The organism is Eubacterium segne (assembly GCF_014287775.1).
GTDB lineage: Bacteria > Bacillota > Clostridia > Lachnospirales > Lachnospiraceae > Eubacterium_G > Eubacterium_G segne.
Genome location: NZ_JACOOZ010000009.1, coordinates 84913 through 109916, shown reverse-complemented (window position 1 = coordinate 109916; position 25004 = coordinate 84913). Strand labels below are relative to the sequence as shown.

The window sequence follows — 25004 nt, the reverse complement described above, 5'->3', positions numbered from 1 at the left end:
TATAGGTTATTTTCTTTTCATAGTCTAAATTAATATTTTAAAATTATTTTGTAATTTTTACTTTCTTAACTTTTGACCACTTCTTAGAAAGAACTTTCTTCTTTCCGTTAAGCTTGTAAGCTTTTGCTCTAACGTAAAGTTTCTTTTTATTCTTAATCTTTTTGCTCTTAAGTGTAAATGATACTTTCTTTACATATTTCTTTACAAGAACTTTCTTGAACTTCTTAGAAGTTGAAATCTGTACATAATATCCTTTTGCTTTCTTAACTTTCTTAAGGCTAATCTTAACCTTTGCTGAAGCTTTCTTCTTTGTAGCTTTCTTAACTGAAGCAGTACCAGGTCTTGATACCTTAACTGTAGGTTTCTTTGTAGGTGCAACTGTTGTTGGCTGTGGTGTAGGTACTCCACCATATAATACTGCATCTTTAATTGTTACATCAAATGCAGCATCTGTTGTTGAGTTACCATGCATATGAATACCATTATTGTACTTGCTCATATCTACACCTGAAGCTACAAGGTCAATAACAACTGTTGTATTGTTTCCAACTAACTGGATTGGGCTTCCGTCAGCTGTTACAAAGTGAACATCCTGTTCTGCATCGAACCAGAAAGGTCCCTGATTTGCGTTTGTTGCCTTTTCATTAAATTCAAATCTTAAGCTTGTAATATCACCTGTATATGTTAATTTAAGATATCTGAAATCCTTTGTAGCTAAATCTTTAAATGTAACAAATCCTAAGTATGCGTACTTGATACCATCTGTAGCGCCACTTGCAGCTTTGTCAATGTGTAATGTCTTGTTCATTCCACTTGCAACATCATCAAGCTTAATTCCTGTTGAAGGATCTGCTGCTGTTGTTGGCTGTGGTGTTGTTGGTGCTTCTGTAGGTCCTTCTGTTGGTGCCTCTGTTGGTGCAGGTGTTGTAACTTCTTCAGGAACCTTTGTGATGAATCTTGCATCTGTTATTGTTAATGCACCGTTTCCTTTTGTGTTATGGAAATGGAATGCATTAATTCCTGATGCTGATAAATCAACGCCTGTCTTTTCTAAGTCGATTACTACTGTCTGTGCTGTTTCTGTTGGTGCAGGAACTAATGTATCATCAGTTGTCTTAAATGTTCCCTGATCATTCTGTGAGAACCAATATGTTCCTAATGCCTTATCATCTTTCCCTAAAAGTTCCCAACGAGCTTCTTTCAATGCTGTTGCAGCTCCTGAATATGTAATCTGAAGATATTTGTAATCTGAGCTAACGTCTCCACAGTATACATATCCTTCATATGCATATCCTTCACCATCTGCTGAACCCCATGTTTTAATAAGTGGTGAACCTGTATCATTTAATACAATGTCAGCCTTTGTATCTTCTGCTGGTAATGATGTCATAAATCTTGCATCTGTTATTGATAATGTTCCGTTTCCTTTTGTGTTATGGAAATGGAATGCATTAACTCCTGATGCTGATAAATCAACACCTGTCTTTTCTAAGTCGATTACTACTGTCTGTGCTGTTTCTGTTGGTGCAGGAACTAATGTATCATCAGTTGTCTTAAATGTTCCCTGATCATTCTGTGAGAACCAATATGTTCCTAATGCCTTATCATCTTTTCCTAAAAGTTCCCAACGAGCTTCTTTCAATGCTGTTGCGTCTCCTGAATATGTAATCTGAAGATATTTGTAATCTGAGCTAACGTCTCCACAGTATACATATCCTTCATATGCATATCCTTCACCATCTGCTGAACCCCATGTCTTAATAAGTGGTGAACCTGTATCATTTAATACAATGTCAGCCTTTGTTTCGTCTGCAATTACATTTGTGTTATTTACAACACTGACACCTGCAAAACTGCTAAATACCATAGTTGCTGCACAAACATATGCTACGATTTTCTTGGTAAATAAACCTTTTCTCATATAATTACCCCTGTCCTTTCATAAATTTGTAAATTAATTGTTATTATATTTTATATCAGGTGTCAAAGGACCGTCCCTGACACCTGAATAAATTCATAAATATTAAATTAGTTTTCTTTAAATTTCTTTGATCTTGAAACTACGAAAGCTGCTGCTGCAACTACGATTCCACCTACACCTGCTGCGATTGGCCACATAGGTGAACCTGTTGAAGGTGCATTTGTTGAGTTCTGTGTTGGTGTAACATTTCCGTTTGCATCTGTTACCTGTTCATCTGTCTTACTCTTGCTGTCTCCAGGTTTGGTTGCTGTCTTTGAACCAGTTGTAGCTGGTGCAACTGATGACAATACACAATCCTTAAGTGTTACATCAAATGCTGCATCTGTTGTTGAGTTAGCATGCATATGAATACCATTGTTATACTTGCTCATATCAACACCTGATTTTTCAAGGTCAATAACGATTGTTGTGTTTTTACCAACCAAAGGAATATCACTTCCGTCTGCTGTTACAAAGTGTGTATCCTGCTCAGCATCAAACCAGAACGGTCCCTGATTTGTATTTGAAGTTTTTTCATTAAATTCAAATCTTAAAGTTGTAATATCACCTGTGTATGTAATCTTAAGATACTTAAAACTCTTATCAGCAAGATCCTTAAATGTTACAAATCCCTGATATGCATACATCAAATCATCTTTTGAACCCTTTGCTGCTTTGTCAATGTGTAATGTCTTATTCATTCCACTTGCTGCATCGTCAAGCTGGATCTCTGTTTCTGCTGCTGCTACAGGTGTAGCCTTAGTAATGCCTGCGAATCCACAGAACATCATAGTTGCTGCACAAACATATGCTACGATTTTCTTACTAATTAATCCTTTTCTCATATTGTTATCCCTATCCTTTCTTATATAATTGTTAACATTGTTTTATCTTATAACAGATGATTTTCTTTCATCTGAATAAAATCATTTAATTATTTCTTTTTTGATTTTGTAATACCAAATGCTACAGCTGCTACTACGACACCACCAACACCTGCTGCAATTGGCCATACAGGAACACCGGATGCACCCGGTTTAACTGAACCAACTGTACCTGTTGATGTATTTTTAGCATTGTCTGTTACAATTTCAACATTCTTGTTTTCATCTTCTTTTTTTGTTTCTTCACCATTGCTATCACCTGAGCCTGCCTCACCTTCAGGGCTTGTCATAAGACGGGCATCAATAATCTTAAATGAGCCTTTGCCCGGTGTATCATGAATATGGAAAGCTCTGATACCGGTCTTTAAATCAACTCCTGACTTTTCAAGGTCGATAACCGCTGTCTGTTCCTTGTCTGATGGAGCCGGAACTTCTTTGCCATCTGTTGTAACAAGAGTTCCTTCATCATTTTCTCTAAACCACTTTGGAGTAAGCTTGATTTCTTCTGCAGGGTCTGAATTAATTACAAACTCTAAACGAAGTTCATCAAATGCTGTCTTTTCACCGGTATATGTAATCTTTAAATACTTATATTCCGGACCAACTTCAAAACAATACGCATAACCCAGATAAATATAATCTCCTTTATCTCCCGGGTCAAATGTCTTAATGAATGGACTTCCTGAGTCCTCCAAAACAATATCCTCTGCCGCACTTACAAATGAACTCATGCTCAATGTCATTGCAACGGCACTAGCTAATGCTATAACTTTTTTCAATATTTTCTTCATTGTTAATGCCTCCACATTATTACATCATTTTATTTCGTTTAACGTTAAACTAATCTTATCATTATAGGTATTGTTTGTCAATGAATTTGAAAGGTTGAAATTGACCAAAAAACAGCTATATTTTTGTTACTTTTTTACAAAAAAACCTTTCAAGTGTTTCATTTTTTAGTATTATATGCTAGGTTTTTGTGTATTTTTTTTGCATTTTCACGTTGCAAAACACCTTTCATATGTCTATAATCATTTTAGGAGGAAAACATGACTAATAAGAAGAAAAGAATAATACGACGTTCGCTTGTTATTTTTTCCATTCTTTTGTTTGTGGGATGCGCTGCATTTCTTATATATTATCTTATTTTACAGCCTGCATACTCACGAAAGGTTACCGACAAATACCGAAGGATGTATTATGCTGCGGCTAATGATTCAAACAATTATGAGCAGACAACTGATAAGAAAGGTAAAAAGAAAGAAAAGTTAGATATTTCTCTGGACAAATCTCAAAAAGGCCTGAAAGATTCAAATGGTATATTATTGAAATTTTCAAAACTTTTAGAGTACAATAGTGATATTAAAGGATGGCTTACCATTCCCGGAACCAACATTGACTATCCTGTTATGCAGGCTTTCAGTGGTTCTGACTTTTATTTGACACGTGACTTTGAAGGTCATAAGGATAAAAACGGTTCCCTTTATGTTGACGGTCATTGTAATGTAAAGAAACCATCCAAGTCCATTCTTATTCACGGACATAATATGGATTCCACCGGGATGATGTTTCACCAGCTACTTAAGTATAAAGATATTAATTTTTATAAGGAACATCCGGTTATCACTTTTGACAGTATATATAAAGAAGCCAAATGGAAAATTATCGCATATGTAAGATTGTCCGGTGACATGAAGGTTAATCAGGGATTTACATATTTAAAGGGTAATTTCAAGAATAAACATGAATTTATGGATTTTGTCTATCAGTTAGAAATGCGCTCTTTATATCAGTGTCCTGTTAAGGTTAATGAAAATGACCACCTGCTACTTCTTTCTACCTGTTCCTATGAAATAGGAGATTACCGAACGGTAGTTGTTGCAAGGCGTGTCCGTAAAGGAGAATCAGCCAAAGTAGATACATCAACTGCGGTTATGCGTTCTGATGTTTTGTATCCGTCTGACTGGTATAACAAATATGAAGGGGAAGAACCTACGGTTATTTCTTTTGAAGATGAAATGTCTTTTGAAAAGCCGTCATGGTACGATGGCGAATATACCACTCCTTCAGCTATTGGAACCACATTTACCGAAAAAGGTAACATATATAAAGTATTGTCCAGAGATGAAGTTGAATTTGTCGGATGCGAGAACGGAAATGTAGAGGAATTAATTGTTCCTTCAGAAATTACAAATGAAAAGCGAACATACAAGGTTGTATCAATGGCAAAAAACTGCCTTGCTAATGCTTACAAATTAAAGACTGTACGAATTGGTGATAACATTACGGAAATTCCAGCCAGAACATTTACCAATTGTTCAAAACTTGAATGGATTGTATTTGGAAAATCACTGAAAAAGATAGGTACAAAAGCATTTTACAAGTGCGAAAAACTCCAAATTGTAAGATTTAAAGGCACACATTTGAAAGAAGTTGGAGAGAAAGCCTTTAAGGGCATTCACAGAAGAGCGGTCTTTAGAATACCTAAACAGATTTATAACAGATATATGCGCTTTATTAAGCAATCAATTCTTTCGGATGACAACAAAATCAAATTTAAAGATTATGAAGTTAAGGAAGAAGAAACTTCCAATTAATATTGATGCTACATTGGCGGTTGGTTTATTACCAGCCGCTTTTTGTATGTTTGAAATGCTTATTTTTATCCATAAAAAAACGCCCATACCACCTAAACGAATGAGAGAAATTCAAATGGTATGAGCATTTTTATGTGGCAAGTATTAACTTTAATACCAGTTAATCATTAGAATAGATTTCGAACTCTGCGAGCTGTCCACCCTTTGCACCTGTGTTCTTTGTAATTGTTACACGAACATACTGTGCCTTAACTTCATCAAACGGAATTGTTACTTCGTTTCCTGCCTTAGGATCAAATTCATATTCCTTTGATGCAACTATTTCTTTATAGTCTTTTCCATCTTCACTTACGCTAATTGAAAGCGTCTGCTTTCTTGCACCCCAGATTGTAGCCGGGTTAACTGCAAGTCTTACTGTATGAACATTGTAGACTTTCTTTAAATCAATTGTGATTTCGTCATCACCTTTTCCTGCACCTTCCCAATATGATGTTGTATCTCTATCACCATCATTTGCGTAAACAGGTGTGTAAACATCTGTGTATCCGTTTGCACTTGCTTTACCCTTTAAAGCAACGTTTTCACCTTTTACTTCTGCTGATTTATATTCAGGAACTGTGAACTGTTCATTTTCCTGTGCTTCCTTCTGATCCGGTGCTGTAACTACAGTTAGATTCTTTTTGTCCATTTTTGTAGAAGAATCAGCTGATTTAACTGCTATAGCCAATCCGACAAATACTACTAAAAGCACTGCCATTAATATTATTCCTTTTTTCTTCATGTGGCACCTCCTACTTTTCTATCTTGATATTTGATGTTGTATTAGCATCAATGCTTACACATTTTGAATCATTTGTAATGCTTTCACCCTTAATGTTCAATCCCTTAATTGTTACATCTGAAATGTTGTGTTCAGCATCATAACCTTTGAACTTAACCATTAAAGTCTTAGCACCATCTAATACCTTAAATCCATCAATAGTTACGTTAGAAATTGTTCCTCTTTCCTGTGTTGAAGACCAGTTATCATTCTTAACAATTGAGAAATCGATAAGATCTGTTGTTCCGTCTCCTCTTCCCATTTCTGCATCTTCTACTACAATGTTCTTATATTTAATATCTGATACAGCTGCATCATCGGCGTTATGAATTGATAATGCCGGCTTATGGAAGTTATGTAAAATTGTTATATCTTCAAATGAAACATTTGTAATTGTTGATTTTTCGTTCTGACCTTTGTTTGTTTCGTATCCAATTTCCATTGACTGTGCAAGGTCTGTCCAAACCTGAATGTTCTTGAAGCTGATGTTTGCTGAGTTTTCATCATAATTCTTTACAACTAAAGCATCATCCCATGCACGAACAAATGAGTTTGTGATTTTTGCACTCTTTGTTGACTGGATTGACATTCCGTCGCCATTTGGTCTTGCTGTAAGTATCTTAACATTGTTAATGTCAGCACCGATTGTGTTGTAAACCTGAAGGCACCATGCATTTGAGTTTAATGAAATGATACCATCAATTGTTACATCCTGGCAGTTATCAAACTTAAGTGGAACGCTGGCTGATCTGCCTTTCCATCCTTCAAGGTTTGAATTATCAATAATACCACGTCCGCAAACTGTAACATTCTTTGCAAAGTTTGCATTTGCAATACCATGAACTACGGCACCACCTGAAATGTATAATGTCTGGTTATCTGATAATACCATGTTTTCAATATTCCATTCACCAGGTCCGATGTAGAATACATCATCATCCTTTGCATCAGGAATATCTTCAGGATTTTCTAACTCATTAGCAAAAATATGTACTGCTCTCTGAGTGCTGTTGTTAAATTCTACAGTATATGTATCCGGTGTGTTTACACGGAATGTTACTGTATGATCCTTAGTATTGATTTCAGGCTTAATATCATATTTAAGTGGTCTTACTGTTACTGACTTAATATCAATATTTTCAGCCTTTACGGTAATTTCAACTGTACCTTCAAAATCAAAATATGTTATTGGAGTTCTTGATAATTTCGGCATATATGATCCAACCCATGCATGTGTGTTGTTTACGTTTGTATCATATACATAACAGTCATTTCCGTTTACAGTTACCTTAGTATCTGTACAATGCTTTAAAGACATATCTCTTTCTGCTTCTGATACAACCGACAAATCTTCTGCTGTTGCATCTTTTAATGACTTAGGTCCATCATAAAGAACTACTTTGCTGTTCTTTATTTCACTTTTTTGTGACATTTTATCAATTGCACCCGGAAGGCTTACACAGCCCCACACAATGCCAAGTGCTAACCAGTAAATTATCACGCAGCCTATTATAAATCCGGCTTTTCCACCAATAGGCTTGTCTGTTTTTGTTTCCGTGCTATTGTTTTCTTTTAGCATAATATTTCCTCCCAATTATCTACTGTTGCCAGTGTTCTTGAATGAAAGTCTGCTCCAAGTTCATCATGGAAAGGTCCTACACCAAGAGATTTCATGCCTCCTGCTTTTGCAGCATCAATTCCTGCTTTTGCATCTTCAACTACAAGGCAATTTTCCGGTGTAAGTTCCAACTTAGATGCAGCTACTAAAAATACTTCAGGATCAGGTTTTGACTTCGTTACATCAAGTCCGCAGCTTATTTTGTCAATAAGTGGTAATAAACCTGTCTTTTCAAGTATTAATGGTGCGTTTTTACTTGCAGAACCAACAGCTGTAAGTATACCTCTATCTCTAAGCATTTTCAATGTGTCAAACGCTCCAGGCAATACTGCGCTGTCATCTAATGACTGTAACATTTCCTTGTAATAGTCATTCTTTCTTTCTGCCATCTCAACTTTCTCTTCTTCGGAATATTCTTTGTCACCCTTTTCAAGTACAACCTCAAGAGATGCCATTCTGCTTACTCCTCTTTGTCTTACATTGTCCTCTCTGTTGAAATCTGTGATTCCAAGTTCATCTGCAAGTTTTTTCCATGCCTGATAATGTAATTCATCTGTAGAAACAAGCACTCCGTCTAAATCAAATATTACTCCCTGCATTTTTTCCTCCTTTTTATATCATTTTTTGGTTATAACTATAAAAAAAATGTATACTAAATTATAAATTTTTACTATTTTAAAATCCTTCTATTAATGCTAGAATTTACTTATGGTTTTACGTTAAACGTAAAATATCGTTATTTTATAGAAAGGACTTAGATAAACTATGGTTACAATAAAAGATATTGCCCAGGTTGTAGGGGTAAGCCCAACAACCGTATCAAATGTTATTAATGGCAAATCCGGTCGCGTTTCAGCCGACACTGTTGCCAGAATTAACACAGCTATTGAAGAACTTGGGTATGTCCCAAATATGTCTGCCCGTTCTCTTGTTTCAAGATCCTCAAAAGTTATCGGTTTCGTAAACCATATAGTAACTGATAAAGGCTCTAATTTTATGGAAGACCCATTCCTCTCAAAGTTTATTGGAATATTAGAACATGTTCTCCGTGAAAACGGATATTATCTCATGCTTCGCACCGTTGAAACTGCCGAACAGCTTCAGGCTTTTCTCCACACATGGGATATTGATGGTCTCTTCCTTGCAGGTATTTTTAAGGATGAATTCTTTGATGAAATCAGCACTTTAAAAATACCAATCGTTTTAGTTGATAGTTATGTACATCACAAAGGAATCTGTAATGTAGGTCTTGATGACTTTGGTGGAAGTAATTCATCCACTAAGTATCTCATTCAAAACGGTCATAAAAAGATTGCCTTTGCTTCACTTCACATAAAAGACGGTGGTGTTCTTATGGAACGTTTCCTTGGTTATAAGGCAGCCCTTACCGAAGCCGGTATTCCATTTGATGAATCACTGGTATTCGAATGTGGCATGGACTTAAAAGGAACCCGTGCAATTGCAAAAACCTTGGCATCTCATCCTGAGATAACAGGTGTTGTTACAACTGCCGATACCCTTGCCGGTAGCATTATTGCTAACCTCCATAAGCTTAAAATCAAAATTCCTGAACAGGTATCCGTCGTTGGTTTCGATGATTTAAGCATTTGCAACATCATCGAGCCACCACTTACATCCATCCATCAGGACATGGACCTTAAAGGTCGTATAGCAGTGGACTTCATGCTACAGCTTCTTGAACATAAGAAACCAAAACAATATGAAGTTTTACTTCACACATCTATCACGGAACGTAACAGTGTTAGGACTATCTCCTAATCGTTCAATAGCATTAGAGATTATAAAACCTCTAATGCTTTTTTATTAACTTAATTCTTTTTTTGTGACTCCTGCTTCGTTAATATCAATCTCATATAATCTATTATTGTAATTAACTCTGAAGCATAATCTGTTCCAGCTTTCCGGAAGATTTGGTTTTACAATGATTTCATCTCCATCAAAGCTTAAGCCTCCAAATCCCTGAAGTGCTACCATATAAGCACCTCCTGCGGCTGCCGGATGTGTTCCACCGATATAAACCAAACCGGCCCATTCTTTACCACCCTGCTTTATATCTGCTGAAGCTGACTTCATAAAGAAGTCATATGCCTTATCAGGTCTGTTGCACTTGCATGCTAACAATGCATACATACATGCGCTAAGAGAAGAACCATGTTCAGTTCTTGTCTCATAATATTCCAAATTCTTTAACATTGTATCTAAGTCAAATTCCTTTGAGAACATATTAAGCCATGTAACAACATCTGCCTGTTTGATTACCTGGGTATGGCTGGCTACACCATATGCACCGCCCCAATATTCTTTAGGGTCTAATAATCTGCTTCTTACTTCATCAATGCTTGCATCTTCTAAATCAAAATATCCGTCAAACTGTGGTATAACACCATTTTCGTTTGGCTGAGGGATAAATAAATTCTCTGCAGCATCAGTAAATTTATTTTTCAGGTCATCTAAATCATACTGACTTAAGATTTCCTGCTCTTCTTCTGATAATTCATCCTTTAAATTAATAACGTTTACAGCTTCTTCAAAGGTATATTTTGCCATTCTGTTTGTGTAACCATTATTATTTACTCTCTCATGATATTCATCAGGTCCGATTACATCATGTATCTCATAGTAGTCCCTGACAGCTCTCTTAAGTAAAAGGCTGTAGTAGAACAATGCACATTCAATAATTGTATGAGCACCACCTTCTGATAAAATAGATGTATCTCCTGTTGTCTTTAAGTATTTTCCAATACCGTAAACAACTGCTGATGAAATATGCACCTGCTTATCTTTGAAAAATGTTCTCATAGGACGCTTTGTAAATACATCTACAACATTGTAATCAGAACATGCGTCAAATCCGCCTTCCTGACTTTCCCATGCATAAAAGGCACCATCTAAGCCATAGCTCTTTGCCTTTTCCTTTGCACCGCTAAGAGAATCTATTCTGTATTTCATAAGACTCTTTGCAACCTTAGGCTCTGTCATAAGGAAAAAATCTAAAATAAACATTTCCGTATCCCAGAAAACAGCTCCCTTATATGTCTGTCCTGAAAGTCCTCTTGCAGCTATTGAAAGGCTGTCAGTGTGTCTTGGAGCTATACAATGTAAATGATAAAGTGAATAATTAAGAGCTTCCATTGCCTTATCATCACCTTCTACAATTACCTGTGAGTTTTCCCAAAGACTGTTCCATTTATCCTTGTGCTTCTCTATGGCATCTTCATAACCGTTTCTTAAAGCTACAGTCACTTCTTTTGATGCTTCCTCAACACAATTTTCGCAATCCTTACTTGTATATACTCCAAAGAAACGCTCTATAACATATTCTTTGTTAATATCTGTTACAAAATTAATGCTCTTAAGAACCTTCTTATCATGAACATTAATCTTCTTTTCGCAAGGGAAACTTGTCTTATCTCCACCACATACAGCTACTTTATATCCTTTTTCGTGAGTTGTTCCAATAATGCCGATAACATCATTTTCGATATATTCAAGTTTGTCATAATGTGGTCCGTTGATATCCCACACATCACCGTCTATACCATACACAACTTCTACATCAGCATGAAAATCAGCAGTAACCTTAAACTTCATTCCACCTAAATGTACATCACTCATGCTGACAAATCTTTCGCTGTCAAAGGTGATTTTTCCTCTTGCCGTATCCCATTCTGAATGTCTGGTGAAAATACCATTTCTGTAATCAAGTTCTGTGTAATGAACTTCCGGATTAACATCAGGTAATTTTAAAACTTCACCGTCAACAACGAGATATGTATAAAAACCATTTGGAGCGTTAAGAGGCTCCCTCCAGCCATCTCCCACCTTATCATAAATACCGGCAAGGTTGATGGCTGCGAGATTTTCCTTACCATATTCAGCAAGGGTTCCTCTTACTCCCATATATCCGTTACCTGTTAAAAACTTATTTCCCAGGTACGATATTTTTTCTTTGTCAAATCCTTCTTCTTTTAATTTCCAATCAATCATTTTATTCTACTTCACACTTATAGCCTTCGCTATTTATTTCAACATTTTTGCCATATACATTAAGTTCAACAACGCCGTCGCCCTTTGTCTTAATGTATACATTTTCCTTGTCTACCTTAATTTCAATTACAACACCCTTGTAGCTGATGTTAAATGAATATCCGCCCCAGTTCTTTGGAATTGATGGTGCAACGCTTAACTTTTCGCCGTCACTTCTAAGTCCACCGAAACCGTATACAATATTCATCCATGCTGCCGCAATACTTGTTGTATGGATTCCCTGATTTGTGTTTCTGTTGTAGTTGTCTAAATCTAATCTTGTTGCAAATCCAAAGAAATCATATGCCTCATCATCCTTCTTAAGCTGTGATGCCAAAATTGAATGTACTGAAGGTGATAATGAGCTTTCATGTATACAACATGGTTCATAATACTCATAGTTTGCCTTTAACTGTTCCTGTGAGAACTTTGAAATAAACAACAACATAAACATTAATACGTCAGGCTGTTTAATCATATCATTTCTGTAAATTCTATCATATGACCAGTTGTCATATAATGGGAAGTCACTAATTGGAATTGAATCAACATCTAAGTGTGGTAATTTAAAGAAACCATCATGCTGTTCAAACAATTTTGTTTTATCATCATAAAGCAAAATCATGTTATCCTTAATGTTCTTCCATGTATCCATTTCGCTTTCATCAAAAGCTACCTTCTCAGCAACCTTCTTGTAAGCATCCGGATCTTCTGACTTGATTTCATTTATTTTGTCAAGAGTGTATTCCAATGTGAATTTTGCCATATAGTTTGTGTATGAGTTGTTATGTACCATCATTTGGAATTCATCAGGTCCCATTACACAATAGTAACCATATTTCCCTTCTCTGTTGAAATCACCTCTTGTAGCAAGCATTCTTGAGATTTCTATGAGCATTTCAAGACCGTATTTCTTAAGGAAATCCTTGTCATCAAACATCTTTTCGTAGAACCATACACCGTAAGCTACTGCTGTAGATGCCTGAAGCTGTAAGCTTGCATGCTGCCATAAATTACAGCACTCTCTACCACTAATAGTAGCGATTGGATAGAATGCTCCCTTACAATCAAGAACTTCTGCTCTCTTTCTTGCTTCATCCAAAGTTTTATAACGGAAATAAAGTAAGTTTCTTGCTGCTTCCTGATTGTTGAATATAAAGAATGGCAAACAATATGTTTCTGTATCCCAGAAAGCATTACCATTATAAGCTTCACCTGTTAAGCCTTTTGCTCCAATATTAGTACCTTCCACTGCACCATGATATGTCTGATACATCTGGAAAATACAGAAACGGATACCCTGCTGGTTTTCAGGATCATTTGCTATAGTTATATCTGAGCTGTCCCATACTTTCTTCCACCAGTCAATATTTTCTTTTTCTAACTTGTCATACAATGTGCATGCAGTTTCTGTTTCAGATTTTACAGCCTCAACTTCTTTATCATATACAGCCAAATCTCCGTCATCTCTTAATGTGACATTATTTGTAACCTTAGTAAGAACATAATCCTTACCATCCTCAAGATTAGCTTTTAACTTAACTGCGACAATTTTCTCTTCGTTAACTTCTTCAAGGCTTTCATATTCTGCATTAACTTTGCAGCTTGAATATACCTTTAATTTGGTATTGATAGTAGTTCCGTCAATACCCATAAAAATATCTTCGCCCTTTTCTATTGTTCCAGGCTTGCAATCCCATAAATTCTTTCTTTCATTTCTATGTATCTGTGAGAAATCAAGACCTGATGTTATATATATTTCTCCACTAAATCCAATTGGTTTAATAGTAATTTTCTGTGTTGTTCTCTTAACCTGAGTCATTGAAACAAATCTTTCAAATTTAACTGCAAGTCTCTTTCCTGATTTTGTTTTCCAAACAAAGCTTCTTGTAAGAATGCCTGTCTTCATATCAATTTCCCTAACAAAATCTTCAAATTCTGATGTGGCTAAATCTAACTGTTCCCCATCAATTTCAATTCTTGTATATAACCAGTCTACTGAGTTTACCATAAATTCAGTAAAATCTGCTATTCCCTTATAATGACCATATTCAGGTTTTGTCATTTCATATATTCCGTTGAAATAACTTCCAATAAGTTTGCTTCCTGAATATCCTTCATCAAAATATCCTCTTGCTCCTAAGTATTCATTTCCAAGAGAAAATATAGATTCTGAAACTTCTCCGTAATCCGGATTGAATCCTTCTTCAATTACTTTCCATTCGTCTGCTTTAAAATATTTATCTGCTACTTTTGCCATAATTCCACTCCATTTTTTCTTTAAATACAGTTATAGTCTGCTAGTCGGCATAAAGGAGGAAATGCCGACAGCACACTATATATTCTAACCTTTGACAGCACCGCCAGCGGCACCATCTGTAATTTGCTTCTGGAACAACAAGAAGATAATTGTCGGAGGAATAATTGAGAAGAATATTGCTCTGATCATATCTATCTGTGTTGTATGAGCTGCTGAGTAAGCGTAAAGCTTAACCATAACCGTTTCATTTCCTGAACCGTTAAGTACTAAATATGGTAACAGGAAGTCTGACCATGCAGCTGTTACTGAGAAGATTATTATAACCATAATAATCGGTTTTGATAAAGGTAACACAATCTTATAGAAAATCTGGAATATATTACATCCGTCAATCTTTGCTGCCTCTATCAGTTCTTTTGGCAGTCCTTCAAAGAATTCCTTGAAAAGAACTACCCAAAAGGCATTTGCGCCATATGAAAGCCAAAGTGGAATAAATGTTCCTGTAAGGCCTAATCTGTTAATGTTTACGAATAAAGCTACGATACTTGTTGTTGTAGGAATAAGAAGACTCCACATTACAAGTCCGTTAATAACTTTATGTCCCTTTGGTTTAAGGATAGCAAGTGCATATGCTAACAATCCGTTAAAGAAGATTGCGCATAAAACACATCCAACTACCATGATAAGTGAGTTTTTGTAGTATACTGCAAAGTTTAACTTATCCCATGTATACTTAAATCCGCTAAAATCAAAAACTTTAGGGAACAATGTTGCCTCTGTAGTAAATTCTTTAATATCCTTAAAACCCGAAACCATTACCCAGAACGCCGGATAAATAGCTATTACTGAGAATATTAAACATACTAAAACTATAAGAAGGCAAATAATCTTAACTCTTTTTGACTTAACATCGAAGCCTCTGATAGCTCCGTCTGTTTTGTCCATATATTTCTTAAAAAACATTACCGCACCTCCTACTCATCTTTTGATTTTGTAAGTTTCATATATAATCCACTTAACAAAATAAGAACTACACAAATAATAACTGAAAGTGCTGCTGCCTTTGGATAATCGTACTTAGTAAATGCATACTTATATACTAAAAGCATAATGGACAAACTTGCATTGTTTGGTCCACCGTTGGTCAATACTAACGGCTCGTACAATATCTGGAACACTGATATTACCTGAAGAATCAACATTGTTCTTCCAAGATTTAATATGCAAGGAACTGTAATATGGAAAATTCTTCTCCAAATTCCTGCTCCGTCAATTGCTGCTGCTTCATAATATTCAGGATTGATTCCACTAATACCCGCCATGTAAATAAGTGCTGTAGAACCTGCTCCCTTCCATGTTAATGCAATTACGATAAGTGGAATAGTTAATGCCGCGTTGTTCAACCACACACTTGGTGCTATACCACACTTTCCTAACAATATATTCAGAACACCAGTAGGACCCGGTTTGAAGAAATAAACCCAAAGAAGTGATACAGCCATACCCGGAACCATGTTCGGGAAGTATACTGCAAATCTGAAAAAGCTCTTTCCTCTTATTGTCTCACTGATGAATATAGCCAAAATAATTGGTACTACAAATCCGATGACTAATGACCATCCGATGTACTTGAATGTATTAGCAAATGCAGCATTAAAACTTACATCATTAAATACATCAATATAGTTTTGTAACCCTACAAATTCCTGTATTTCTACTCCTCTCGCTGAATGTAGCGATAATCTTATACTTTCAATCAATGGTTCCCATACAAAGAATGTGAAAAGGACAAGTGTTGGAATCATAATGAGCCAACCCATTATATCTGATTTTCCAAATTTCTTTTTCGGAACCGCATAACCCTTATTACTTCTCTTTTTGCTCAATGAAAAACCCCTCCTAAAATAAGTTTATTACACTACGGGACGGGGTACGCCCTTCGTCTATTTTTAGTAAAGGCAGGTGAACAGTGTTGTTCACCTGCCCGTTAGTTTTTAAATAACACTATTAGTTTCTATATAACTTAGACAATTAGTTCTTCTTGAATTCGCTGTCTAATGTCTTCTGGTAGTTTGAATTAGCTGTGTCCATAAGTTTCTGGATGTCAGCATCTTTGTTTGTGATAACTGCCTGAAGAACGTTTGTAAGCTGTGCATACATTTCCTGTGCATCACCAGGTTCTTCTGTATGAAGGTTACCTTCTTTGTTAACTGCATCGAAGAACTGCTGGAACATTGCTGTATCAACGTTTGAGTATTCTTCTACAACTTTGTTGTTTGCATCAACATATTCCTTGTTTGTCCAGCATGGGAATGTCTGGATTACAGGAACACCATTCTGTTTACGGTTAGCTGCATCAGCTTCCATACCCTTAATTGTTGTGTCATTAGCTTCTGGAGCTTTACCCATAACTTCAAGGAAGTCAAATGCTGCACTAATCTGTTCTGGTGTAGCATCTTTAGAGAACATGTAAGGTGTACCACCTGTTAATGAATACTGATCTCCGTTTGGTCCTGCCGGCATAGCGCCTAATGCTAATTTTTTAACGTCAAGTCCGTTTGTCTGTGTTGGCTGAGCTACAGCATCGTTAGCTGCGATATACATAGCTGCTCCGCCTGTTCCTAACTGCTGGAAACCTGTTCCCCAATCTTCTGCTGTCGGGTCAGCTGTTAATACATCATATTTCCACTTAAGATCACTTACATACTGCATAGCCGCAACTGCTTCTTTTGAGTTAAGGTTTGATGTATATGTTCCATCACCGTTATCTGTTACTAACTTAGCACCAAAGTTCCAAGCGATGTTTGAGAAATGCCATCCACCTGAGTTGTCCTTTGCAAGTAAGCAAAGTCCTGCAGCGCCTGTCTTTTCCTTGATTTTCTTAGCTGTTTCTGCTAATTCATCAAATGTCTTAGGGAATTTTGGAACTCCGTTTTCATCTACTAAACCTGCTTTTTCAAAAAGTTCTACGTTGCACATAAGTCCTAAGCCGTAAGCATCTCTAGGAACACCGTAAACTTTTCCGTCTGAATCTGATAAAAGTCCCTTGATGTTATCGTTCATATCATCAAGCCATCCACGTTTCTTTAACTCATCTGTTACATCTGCGATAAGTCCCTGCTTAATTAACTTCTGTGGCTCTGTGAACCATGATTCGAAGATTGTTGGGCAGTTGCCTGACTGTGCTAATGATACGAATGTATCTGTAGCATATGTATAAGGTGCTGGGTCACAAGTTACGTTTGGATGTAACTTCTGCATTGTCTTCTGGTATCCTTCAAATGTAGGAATGTTTTCTGCTAAATCCTCACCTGGCCAAATACCTAATGTGATTTTAACCTTATCTGAACCATCTTTGTTAGTTTCAGATTCTGTTGATTTCTTTCCGCCACAGCCAGCTAACATTGTAACTGAAAGAGCTGCAACGAGTGCTAAACTTAATAATCTCTTTTTTCTCATTTCTGATCCTCCCATCTGATTAATTTAATTAGTTTAGTTTATCGTTCAACTACACATTTGCCTTGTGTAAGGCACCCTCTTAACAATTCCTCCTTTAGAACACTTTCTAACGAAATCGTTATATTAGTTTATGCGTTTAACGTTAAACTAATGATAACATTTATGGATTTATATGTCAATATTACCATTAGAAATAAAATACACAAATAAATGTGTTCTAAATTGCATAAAAACGTTTACAAAATTGTGCATTTTGTCCAAAAATCCTTTTTTATCTCTTTTCAACTATTTTTTATATTTTATGAGTATATACAAAATACACAATTTCTTATGTTAAAAAGGTACAAAAAAGGAAGAAAACACCTTAGATTATGAGATTTAACCCACTGTTTTCTTCCTTTTGTACACTTTTATCCCTCAAATGCCACCATAACTCCACCATATTCTGCATAATAGCTGCACAAACCACCTGCACTTATTTTTTCTATCGAGGCATTCCGATATATATTTTCTATTTTACTTCTTATATAATCTGATTTTTCATTGTTAAAACAATGACTTATTATAACTTTTCCACTGTTATATCCTTTATTTCCCATTTCCTTTATGAGATTATCATAAGCACTTAGCTTTCCCCTACATTTTTTTAAGACATCTATAGTGCCATGGTCACTGGCTCCGCACAGTATCTTTATTCCTAAAATTCCTGCCATGCTTCCCTGTATTCTGCTTACCCTGCCGTTTTTCATAAGATTATCAAGAGTTTCCAATACAAATAAAAGCTTTGTTTTATCCCTATAGACTTCTATCATTTCCACTGCTTTGTCAAATTCCACGTCACTGTCTAATATTTCCTTTAGCTTAATGGCAATCATTGCCAGACCCGGGCCTGCCGATTTTGAATCTATTACATGAATTTTCTTGTGAGGGTACTTTTCATTCGCCATCTTTTTGGCTACCATGGCACTGTTATAGCTTCCTGACAATTCACTTGTAAGGGCAATGGCAAAAATCTCATCTGCCATCATAAATCCATCGTACCATTCCTGAGGTGCCGGTGCAGCACTACTGGTTTTTCCGTGATATCCTTTCATATCCTTCATAAACTCTTCAATATCCAAATTTTCATCATCTATATATTCTTTTTCTCCTACTCTTAGGGTAAGAGGTATTCTCTTATAGTAAATATCCGATTCAGTGGAATTATCCAATACTCTTAAATCACACCCTGAATCAACAATTATGCCATACTTCATTTCTTATCTCCTTTGCTACATATGTAGTTTTTATTACTACTTGTTATTGTATAACTATTTATTATGTGATACAATTTACAAAAGCACATTAAGTGTAAACTTATTTTGATATGGAGTTTTTTATGAAGTATTTACCTTTTAGTAATTTTACAAAAAGAAATCTTTTTACAAGACAATGTATAGGTCAGGCAATAACGGAATTACTTAAATCAGGAGATTTTGAACATATTACAGTATCTGATATTGTAAAAAAAGCCGGAGTTTCCAGAATGACCTTTTATAAATATTATCATACCAAAAATGATGTTATAAAAGATTATATGCAGGAAATAATTGCCGGTTATCTTGAAACCACGGGTAATCATTTTACCATGAGTGAATTTCAGGACAAATCCCATATTAAAGATGCCATTTTGTTTTTTGATAAATATGCCGATTTTCTCCTTACTATGTCTGATGCAAGACAATATTATATAATAGTGGAAGCCTTAAATGATTTTATGCTTAAATATGTTTATCCTGAATACAACGGTTCCGTTTACGAACTATATTTTTATGCCGGTGCCCTTTTAAATACCTTTCTTAAATGGGAAGAATTGGGAAAATCCGAATCGGTGGATGAAATAGTAGACATTGTTATCTCACTTATCAAACGTAATAATCTATCTTTAACATAAAACTTTAAAGTCCCGGACAGTTTATTTATCTGCCCGGGATTTTTTTATTCCACTAATCTTCTTACGAATTTAAAATTTTTCATTTTCTTAACTAAAAGTGTCAGCCATCTAAACATTGATTCTGACGCAAAGGAGAACATGATAAACAGCAATATACAGCTGGCAGACATTCCACTTAACGCAAATAAGTCATTAAAGAATATTCCACATATCAGTAATGCAATAAGATTTCCTACAAGAACAATAGCTCTGTATTTGTTCATTGGTTCGCTTATCTTAAATAATACCATAAAGCCAATCATGCATAACAGCATTGTTGCCGCTGTTGCCACTTCTGCCGAAGACAGACCGAATACCTTTCCGCACCACACTATGGCACCTACAGCTATTAAATCCGTAAGTCCTGCCGGCAATGCTCTTAGGAAGACATTAATAATAAACTTTCCTTTGATTCGGCTTTTGTTAGGCTCCATGGCAAGGAAAAATGCCGGAATACCTATTGTAAATCCGCTAATTAATGATATCTGAGACGGTTCTAGAGGATAAGTCATCATAAATACCGCCGAGAATATTGACATAAGGAAGGAAAATATGTTTTTTACCAAAAACAGACTGGCTGAACGCTGTATGTTATTTACAACACGTCTTCCTTCTAAAACTACTGATGGCATACAGGAAAAATCCGACTCTAGCAATACCACCTGAGATGCCTGAGCTGCTGCCTCGCTACCTGACGCCATTGCCACACTACAATCTGCATCCTTCATTGCCAAAATATCATTTACGCCATCTCCCGTCATTGCCACGGTGTGTCCCTGACCTTGCAGTGCCTTAACTATTTTCTGTTTTTGCTTTGGTGTTACACGTCCAAATACAGTGTATTTTTGTACTGCCTTTTCTATATCCTCATCTGTTGCAAGAGATGTGGCATCCACATAATTTTCTGCTCCTGAAATTTTTGCCTGTCTTGCCACTTCAGAAACTGTAGCCGGATTGTCTCCTGAAATAACCTTAACGTTAACCCCCTGCTTTTCAAAATACCTGAATGTGTCAGGTGCCTTTTCACGGACTGCATTGGATAATGTTATAAAACCATAAGGAATAACCTTTTCAGTAAGAGGATTTCCGTCAGCCTTTCCTAAATATTTACCAAAGGCAAGAACTCTGTATCCTTTATTGGTATATTCCCCTATGCTGTCAGCATAAAATTCGTAATCCTCCCTAAGAACCATTTCAGGGGCACCTAATACATAACATTCATCAGAATAAGTCACACTACAATACTTAACCTTTGATGAAAATGATGTTTTGCTTACTGCGCTTCTTCCACTAACATCCTTAAAACGTTCCTTTATAGCTTCCATTGTTATATTATCAGAAGTCATGTTAGAGGCAAAATCACTAATTATGGTTTCAAGATTATCTGTCACTTCCTTAGGTATTTCTTCTGAATAAACAAGGTCATTAACTGTCATTTTATTTTCTGTAATGGTTCCTGTTTTATCAACACATAACACATCTACTCTTGCCAATGTTTCTATACTTTTCATGTCATGAAGAAGTACCCTTTGCTTGGCAAGTCGTATGGTGCTTACTGCCAGTGCCACAGTGGTTAAAAGATATAATCCCTCAGGAATCATACCTATAACAGCTGCTACCATAGACACTATGCTTTGGCTGAAACCTTCCTTATTAAACACAAATCCCTGAGCAAACAAAATGATTCCCACAGGAATAATTATAATGCCAACCCATTTTACCAGTTTGTTAATATCCCTAATCATTTCTGACTGCTCGCCACTACCCATTTTTTTAGCTTCAAGGGTAAGCTTTGAAATATAGGATTCTTCCCCTACTTTTTCCAGTCTTGCGTAGCACTCCCCTGACACAATAAAACTTCCTGACAGCAAATGCATTCCCGGTGTTTTGGTAAGTTCATCTGATTCTCCTGTAAGTAGGGATTCATTTACGGAAACCTCACCCTTTACCACAATGGCATCTGCCGGTATCTGTTCACCTCCATGGAAAACAACTATGTCATCTAAAACCAGCTCCTGAGAGCCAACCTCCATTTCCACTCCGTCTCTTATTACTGTAGTGGATGGGGCATTTAAAATATTCATTTTTTCAAGAACGTTTCTTGCCCTTATTTCCTGAAATATTCCAATCAACGTGTTTCCTATAACAACCGGCAAAAAGGTTAAGCTTCTAAATGAACCGGCTATACATACTAACACTGCCAAAAACACAAAAATCATATTAAAATATGTGAATGTATTTTCAATGATAATTTCTCTTGTGGTTTTTTCAACGGAATCAACAGCTGTATTTACAAGTCCACGGCCAATTCTTTCCTGAACCTGACTTTTGGTTAATCCCTTTTCACAATTTGTTTCATACATATTCATATTTGTCCTCGTTTACTTTTCTAAATCCCGTATTTTACAATTCAACGTTACCTATATTTTACAGTATAACCTGTAAATGTAAAATCTTTTTTAGTATTATGATTTTATTTGTAAACTTTTTATGAAATGTTACTGTTTTTTCTTAATGCCATGATGCAAATTTTAAAAGTATAAATTGCCTTTGTATTTGCACAAAAGTAATTTATACTTATTGGGTACTCACCCCTTGTTTATTACCCTGTAGTAAGTTCCTGCGGTAATTGTGTACACAATTCCATATACTATGAAAAATACAAGAGTAACCATTACCGTGCATACAATGTACAGCGGGGTGTTATTAAAGTTTAAACTTACCAGCATTTTTCTGATTATGTCAAAGGCAAAACATATATGGATAACTGCCATAAATATAGGTAGAAAGAACACCATAAGTATCTGAGTTTTAATTACGGATTTAGTTTCCTTATCGTCCATTCCCACTTTTTTCATTATTTCAAAACGCCTTCTGTCCTGATAGCCTTCTGACAACTGCTTATAGTATATTATCATTACCGTGGTAATTAAAAACATGGTTCCAATAAATATACCTATAAAGAAAAGGCTTCCGTACAAGCCGAAGAAATTTTGTCTGCTTGTATATATGCTTCCCACTTCGTCTGTGTGAGCTATCCCTGTATGGTTTATTACATCCCTTAACCCCTGACAGTATTCTTCCTTATCCTTAAAATCTCCTGCTAAATTAAACTCATAGTTATATTTTATGTTGCATACAAAATCATCCTTTGTGTTTTCATTAATAACATCCCTGATTTCTTTCATTGCATCCATATCTTTAACTACAATGTAGAGAGTGTCATATAACTGTAACTCCTTTTCATCTACAGGAAGTTTTTCTAATTTTTTCTTTATTGTGTATTCCTTGTTGCATATGCTTAATTTTTGAGAATTGATTCTACCTGCATCTGATGAATACACTATAACCTCATTTGAATTTAAGGTGATATTCTCACTGTTTGCCCTATTATAATCCTCTAATAATTTCACCTTAAAATTCACCATATTATTGGTACTTATATTTTCCATTGAATATCTGCCATTTTGAAGTGCTCCTATATCATCTATGGAATAATATTTATCCTCATCCTGTATTTTCACATTATATTCATCGGCACGACTTTGGCATGCATCCTGAACCTTTTGGTAATCATAGTGATTTTCCTTCTGTTCTTCAGAACTGTCACTGTCTTCTAAATACAGATAATTAGTCATAACATCCTTTGGAAAGCGTCCCCTTAAAACATCTTCCATTCCTACATATAAGGAAACCGTTGTGGATAAAACCACCAGCACGCAGGTACTTAATATACATATGGTTGCTAAACCTGCGGCATTTTGTTTCATACGGTACATCATACCTGACACTGTAATAAAATGTTTCTTATCATAATAGAATTTTTTATTCTTTTTTAATATTTTAAGAAAGGCAATACTTACGCTCATAAACAGCAAATAGGTTCCTATAATTACACAAAGAGCTGCCATAAAGAACCTTCCCATGGCATCCATTGGGCTTTTAGCTGTAAGAGCAAGGTAATAGCCTAATGCCAGGGTTACCAGCCCTAATATAGCTAAAAGCCATTTTGCCTTAGGTTCCCTTTCTCCGGCATTTTCATTTCTAATAAGCTCTACAGGCTTTAATCTATGAACTCTTACGCTGTTTAAAAATATAACTATGGCAAATATTAAGTCAAAAACTATTATGGTAAACAATACAGGCTTAGGATATACCCCAAAGGCAAAATCCGTTTTTAAATTTAATATTTTCAGCAAAACCATAAACATTAATTTGGATAATGCAATGCCTGCTAATATTCCTGTGGTAATACATCCTAATGCCACAATAACTATTTCCCAGAAAACTATTTTGGTAATATGCTTTTTCTCCATTCCCAATACACTATATAGTCCAAATTCCCTGCTTCTTCTTTTCATTAAAAATCCGTTAGTATAAATAAGAACAAACACTGAAAATATTCCGCAAATCGACACACCTAAATTTAATATAATTCTCATTTGCTCTGCACCTGAAAACATATTTTCATTTACCTGCTCATATATGCTGTATAGCATATAGAACATGGCAATAATGGCTGAGGTTGAAATTGAAAAAGGTAGAAATGTGCTTTTGTTGTTTTTTACATTTCTAAGGGCAAGCCTAAAATACAATTTTTTATTCATGTAAATCACCACCTGCCAGTAACACTGTTAAAGTGTCGGAAATCTTTTTGTACATTTCATCCTTTGTCATGGCTCCACGATATACCTGATGGAATATTTCTCCATCTTTTATAAACAAAACCCTACCGGCATTTGATGCAGCCCTTACGCTGTGAGTTACCATTAATATTGTCTGTCCGTCGGAATTTAACTTATCAAATACATCTAATAAATCTCCTGTGGATTTTGAATCCAATGCCCCTGTAGGTTCATCTGCCAAAAGGATGTCCGGTTTTGTAATTATGGCCCTTGCCACCGCCGTTCTCTGTTTTTGTCCTCCTGAAACTTCGTAAGGGTATTTGTGAAGTATATGACTTATTCCCAGTTTTCCTGCAATTACATCCAGCTCCTGTTTCATATCCTTATATTCTTTTCCTGCAAGTACCAGGGGCAGGTAAATATTATCTTCAATGGAAAAAGTGTCTAAAAGATTAAAATCCTGAAATACAAATCCCAAATGTTCTCTCCTGAATTTTGCCAGCATGTCATCCTTAATTGCTGTTGTGTTTTTGCCATTAAGAAATATATCTCCTGATGTAGGTCTGTCTACTGCTGCAAGAATGTTAAGTAATGTAGTTTTTCCTGAGCCTGATTCTCCCATTATTGCAACGTATTCTCCCTGTTCCACTGAAAAGTTTATATCATGCAAAGCCTCTACCTTGTTTCCTCCAAATCTTGTTGTATATATCTTTTTTAAATTATTTACTTCTAATACCTCCATGGTACTAACCTCCTATAAAT

Annotated in this window: 18 protein-coding genes; 3 read left to right on the top strand and 15 right to left on the bottom strand. The window is 35.7% G+C overall.

Features of this window, described 5'->3' with window-relative positions:
- Positions 1–43 precede the first annotated feature (43 nt).
- The 3 genes from H8S00_RS12015 to H8S00_RS12005 all read right to left on the bottom strand — a co-directional run bounded on the left by H8S00_RS12015 (position 44) and on the right by H8S00_RS12005 (position 3635).
- On the bottom strand, positions 44–1921 hold the full coding sequence (locus H8S00_RS12015; RefSeq protein WP_118594991.1) for a hypothetical protein: 1878 nt from the start codon (positions 1919–1921) through the stop codon (positions 44–46).
- A gap of 107 nt (positions 1922–2028) precedes the next feature.
- Complete coding sequence (locus H8S00_RS12010) at positions 2029–2805, bottom strand: hypothetical protein (protein WP_118589664.1); 777 nt, start codon at positions 2803–2805, stop codon at positions 2029–2031.
- 89 nt (positions 2806–2894) lie between these two features.
- On the bottom strand, positions 2895–3635 hold the full coding sequence (locus tag H8S00_RS12005; RefSeq protein ID WP_118589665.1) for a hypothetical protein: 741 nt from the start codon (positions 3633–3635) through the stop codon (positions 2895–2897).
- Positions 3636–3893: 258 nt separating this feature from the next.
- On the opposite strand from H8S00_RS12005, the gene H8S00_RS12000 reads away from it, so the two are divergent.
- Positions 3894–5441: a leucine-rich repeat protein gene (locus tag H8S00_RS12000; protein WP_118589666.1), complete on the top strand. Its 1548-nt coding sequence runs from the start codon at positions 3894–3896 to the stop codon at positions 5439–5441.
- 160 nt (positions 5442–5601) lie between these two features.
- On the opposite strand, the gene H8S00_RS11995 is transcribed toward H8S00_RS12000, so the two are convergent.
- Genes H8S00_RS11995 through pgmB form a run of 3 tightly spaced genes read right to left on the bottom strand, consistent with a single transcriptional unit; the run spans position 5602 to position 8478 of the window.
- Positions 5602–6222, bottom strand: a complete 621-nt coding sequence (locus tag H8S00_RS11995; RefSeq protein ID WP_118589667.1) for a discoidin domain-containing protein — start codon at positions 6220–6222, stop codon at positions 5602–5604.
- A gap of 10 nt (positions 6223–6232) precedes the next feature.
- Complete coding sequence (locus H8S00_RS11990) at positions 6233–7840, bottom strand: glycosyl hydrolase family 28 protein (RefSeq protein ID WP_118589668.1); 1608 nt, start codon at positions 7838–7840, stop codon at positions 6233–6235.
- Positions 7834–8478 carry a beta-phosphoglucomutase gene (pgmB, locus tag H8S00_RS11985; RefSeq protein WP_118589669.1) on the bottom strand — a complete coding sequence of 215 codons (645 nt, stop codon included), beginning with the start codon at positions 8476–8478 and terminating at the stop codon, positions 7834–7836. The genes H8S00_RS11990 and pgmB overlap by 7 nt, the downstream gene beginning before the upstream one ends.
- 166 nt (positions 8479–8644) lie before the next feature.
- Between pgmB and H8S00_RS11980 the strand changes: the two genes are divergently transcribed.
- Positions 8645–9658 carry a LacI family DNA-binding transcriptional regulator gene (locus H8S00_RS11980; RefSeq protein ID WP_118589670.1) on the top strand — a complete coding sequence of 338 codons (1014 nt, stop codon included), beginning with the start codon at positions 8645–8647 and terminating at the stop codon, positions 9656–9658.
- Between the two features lie 45 nt (positions 9659–9703).
- On the opposite strand, the gene H8S00_RS11975 is transcribed toward H8S00_RS11980, so the two are convergent.
- The 6 genes from H8S00_RS11975 to H8S00_RS11950 all read right to left on the bottom strand — a co-directional run bounded on the left by H8S00_RS11975 (position 9704) and on the right by H8S00_RS11950 (position 18901).
- Positions 9704–11887, bottom strand: a complete 2184-nt coding sequence (locus tag H8S00_RS11975) for a glycosyl hydrolase family 65 domain-containing protein (RefSeq protein ID WP_118589671.1) — start codon at positions 11885–11887, stop codon at positions 9704–9706.
- A 1-nt stretch (position 11888) separates the two neighbouring features.
- The gene (locus H8S00_RS11970; RefSeq protein ID WP_118589672.1) at positions 11889–14186 is read right to left on the bottom strand and encodes a glycoside hydrolase family 65 protein; all 2298 of its coding nucleotides are present in this window, start codon (positions 14184–14186) and stop codon (positions 11889–11891) included.
- An 84-nt stretch (positions 14187–14270) separates the two neighbouring features.
- Entirely contained in the window at positions 14271–15149 is an 879-nt protein-coding gene (locus H8S00_RS11965; RefSeq protein WP_021952813.1) for a carbohydrate ABC transporter permease, read from the bottom strand.
- A gap of 11 nt (positions 15150–15160) precedes the next feature.
- Positions 15161–16072 (bottom strand): carbohydrate ABC transporter permease, encoded by a 912-nt coding sequence (locus H8S00_RS11960; protein WP_021952812.1) that lies wholly within the window; start codon positions 16070–16072, stop codon positions 15161–15163.
- A 145-nt stretch (positions 16073–16217) separates the two neighbouring features.
- Complete coding sequence (locus H8S00_RS11955) at positions 16218–17645, bottom strand: ABC transporter substrate-binding protein (protein ID WP_021952513.1); 1428 nt, start codon at positions 17643–17645, stop codon at positions 16218–16220.
- 410 nt (positions 17646–18055) lie between these two features.
- On the bottom strand, positions 18056–18901 hold the full coding sequence (locus H8S00_RS11950) for a DegV family protein (RefSeq protein ID WP_021952514.1): 846 nt from the start codon (positions 18899–18901) through the stop codon (positions 18056–18058).
- A gap of 122 nt (positions 18902–19023) precedes the next feature.
- On the opposite strand from H8S00_RS11950, the gene H8S00_RS11945 reads away from it, so the two are divergent.
- Complete coding sequence (locus tag H8S00_RS11945) at positions 19024–19578, top strand: TetR/AcrR family transcriptional regulator (RefSeq protein ID WP_158576873.1); 555 nt, start codon at positions 19024–19026, stop codon at positions 19576–19578.
- A 44-nt stretch (positions 19579–19622) separates the two neighbouring features.
- Here the strand turns inward: H8S00_RS11945 and H8S00_RS11940 are convergent, their stop codons facing one another.
- The 3 genes from H8S00_RS11940 to H8S00_RS11930 all read right to left on the bottom strand — a co-directional run bounded on the left by H8S00_RS11940 (position 19623) and on the right by H8S00_RS11930 (position 24984).
- A complete protein-coding gene (locus H8S00_RS11940) occupies positions 19623–21986 on the bottom strand; it encodes a cation-translocating P-type ATPase (protein WP_186840625.1) in 2364 nt (787 codons plus the stop codon).
- Between the two features lie 219 nt (positions 21987–22205).
- Positions 22206–24224, bottom strand: coding sequence for an ABC transporter permease (locus tag H8S00_RS11935; RefSeq protein WP_186840624.1), 2019 nt, complete (start codon positions 24222–24224; stop codon positions 22206–22208).
- A complete protein-coding gene (locus H8S00_RS11930; RefSeq protein ID WP_021952518.1) occupies positions 24217–24984 on the bottom strand; it encodes an ABC transporter ATP-binding protein in 768 nt (255 codons plus the stop codon). The genes H8S00_RS11935 and H8S00_RS11930 overlap by 8 nt, the downstream gene beginning before the upstream one ends.
- Positions 24985–25004 lie beyond the last annotated feature (20 nt).

Excerpts from the sequence above, each read along its gene's own strand:
- H8S00_RS11955 (WP_021952513.1), bottom strand. The coding sequence starts at position 17,645 with ATGAGAAAAAAGAGATTATTAAGTTTAGCACTCGTTGCAGCTCTTTCA.
- H8S00_RS11980 (WP_118589670.1), top strand. The coding sequence starts at position 8,645 with ATGGTTACAATAAAAGATATTGCCCAGGTTGTAGGGGTAAGCCCAACA.
- pgmB (WP_118589669.1), bottom strand. The coding sequence starts at position 8,478 with ATGCAGGGAGTAATATTTGATTTAGACGGAGTGCTTGTTTCTACAGAT.
- H8S00_RS11950 (WP_021952514.1), bottom strand. The coding sequence starts at position 18,901 with ATGAAGTATGGCATAATTGTTGATTCAGGGTGTGATTTAAGAGTATTG.
- H8S00_RS12010 (WP_118589664.1), bottom strand. The coding sequence starts at position 2,805 with ATGAGAAAAGGATTAATTAGTAAGAAAATCGTAGCATATGTTTGTGCA.
- H8S00_RS11965 (WP_021952813.1), bottom strand. The coding sequence starts at position 15,149 with ATGTTTTTTAAGAAATATATGGACAAAACAGACGGAGCTATCAGAGGC.
- H8S00_RS11940 (WP_186840625.1), bottom strand. The coding sequence starts at position 21,986 with ATGAATATGTATGAAACAAATTGTGAAAAGGGATTAACCAAAAGTCAG.
- H8S00_RS12000 (WP_118589666.1), top strand. The coding sequence starts at position 3,894 with ATGACTAATAAGAAGAAAAGAATAATACGACGTTCGCTTGTTATTTTT.
- H8S00_RS12005 (WP_118589665.1), bottom strand. The coding sequence starts at position 3,635 with ATGAAGAAAATATTGAAAAAAGTTATAGCATTAGCTAGTGCCGTTGCA.
- H8S00_RS11970 (WP_118589672.1), bottom strand. The coding sequence starts at position 14,186 with ATGGCAAAAGTAGCAGATAAATATTTTAAAGCAGACGAATGGAAAGTA.
- H8S00_RS11930 (WP_021952518.1), bottom strand. The coding sequence starts at position 24,984 with ATGGAGGTATTAGAAGTAAATAATTTAAAAAAGATATATACAACAAGA.
- H8S00_RS11995 (WP_118589667.1), bottom strand. The coding sequence starts at position 6,222 with ATGAAGAAAAAAGGAATAATATTAATGGCAGTGCTTTTAGTAGTATTT.
- H8S00_RS11935 (WP_186840624.1), bottom strand. The coding sequence starts at position 24,224 with ATGAATAAAAAATTGTATTTTAGGCTTGCCCTTAGAAATGTAAAAAAC.
- H8S00_RS11945 (WP_158576873.1), top strand. The coding sequence starts at position 19,024 with ATGAAGTATTTACCTTTTAGTAATTTTACAAAAAGAAATCTTTTTACA.
- H8S00_RS11975 (WP_118589671.1), bottom strand. The coding sequence starts at position 11,887 with ATGATTGATTGGAAATTAAAAGAAGAAGGATTTGACAAAGAAAAAATA.
- H8S00_RS11990 (WP_118589668.1), bottom strand. The coding sequence starts at position 7,840 with ATGCTAAAAGAAAACAATAGCACGGAAACAAAAACAGACAAGCCTATT.
- H8S00_RS12015 (WP_118594991.1), bottom strand. The coding sequence starts at position 1,921 with ATGAGAAAAGGTTTATTTACCAAGAAAATCGTAGCATATGTTTGTGCA.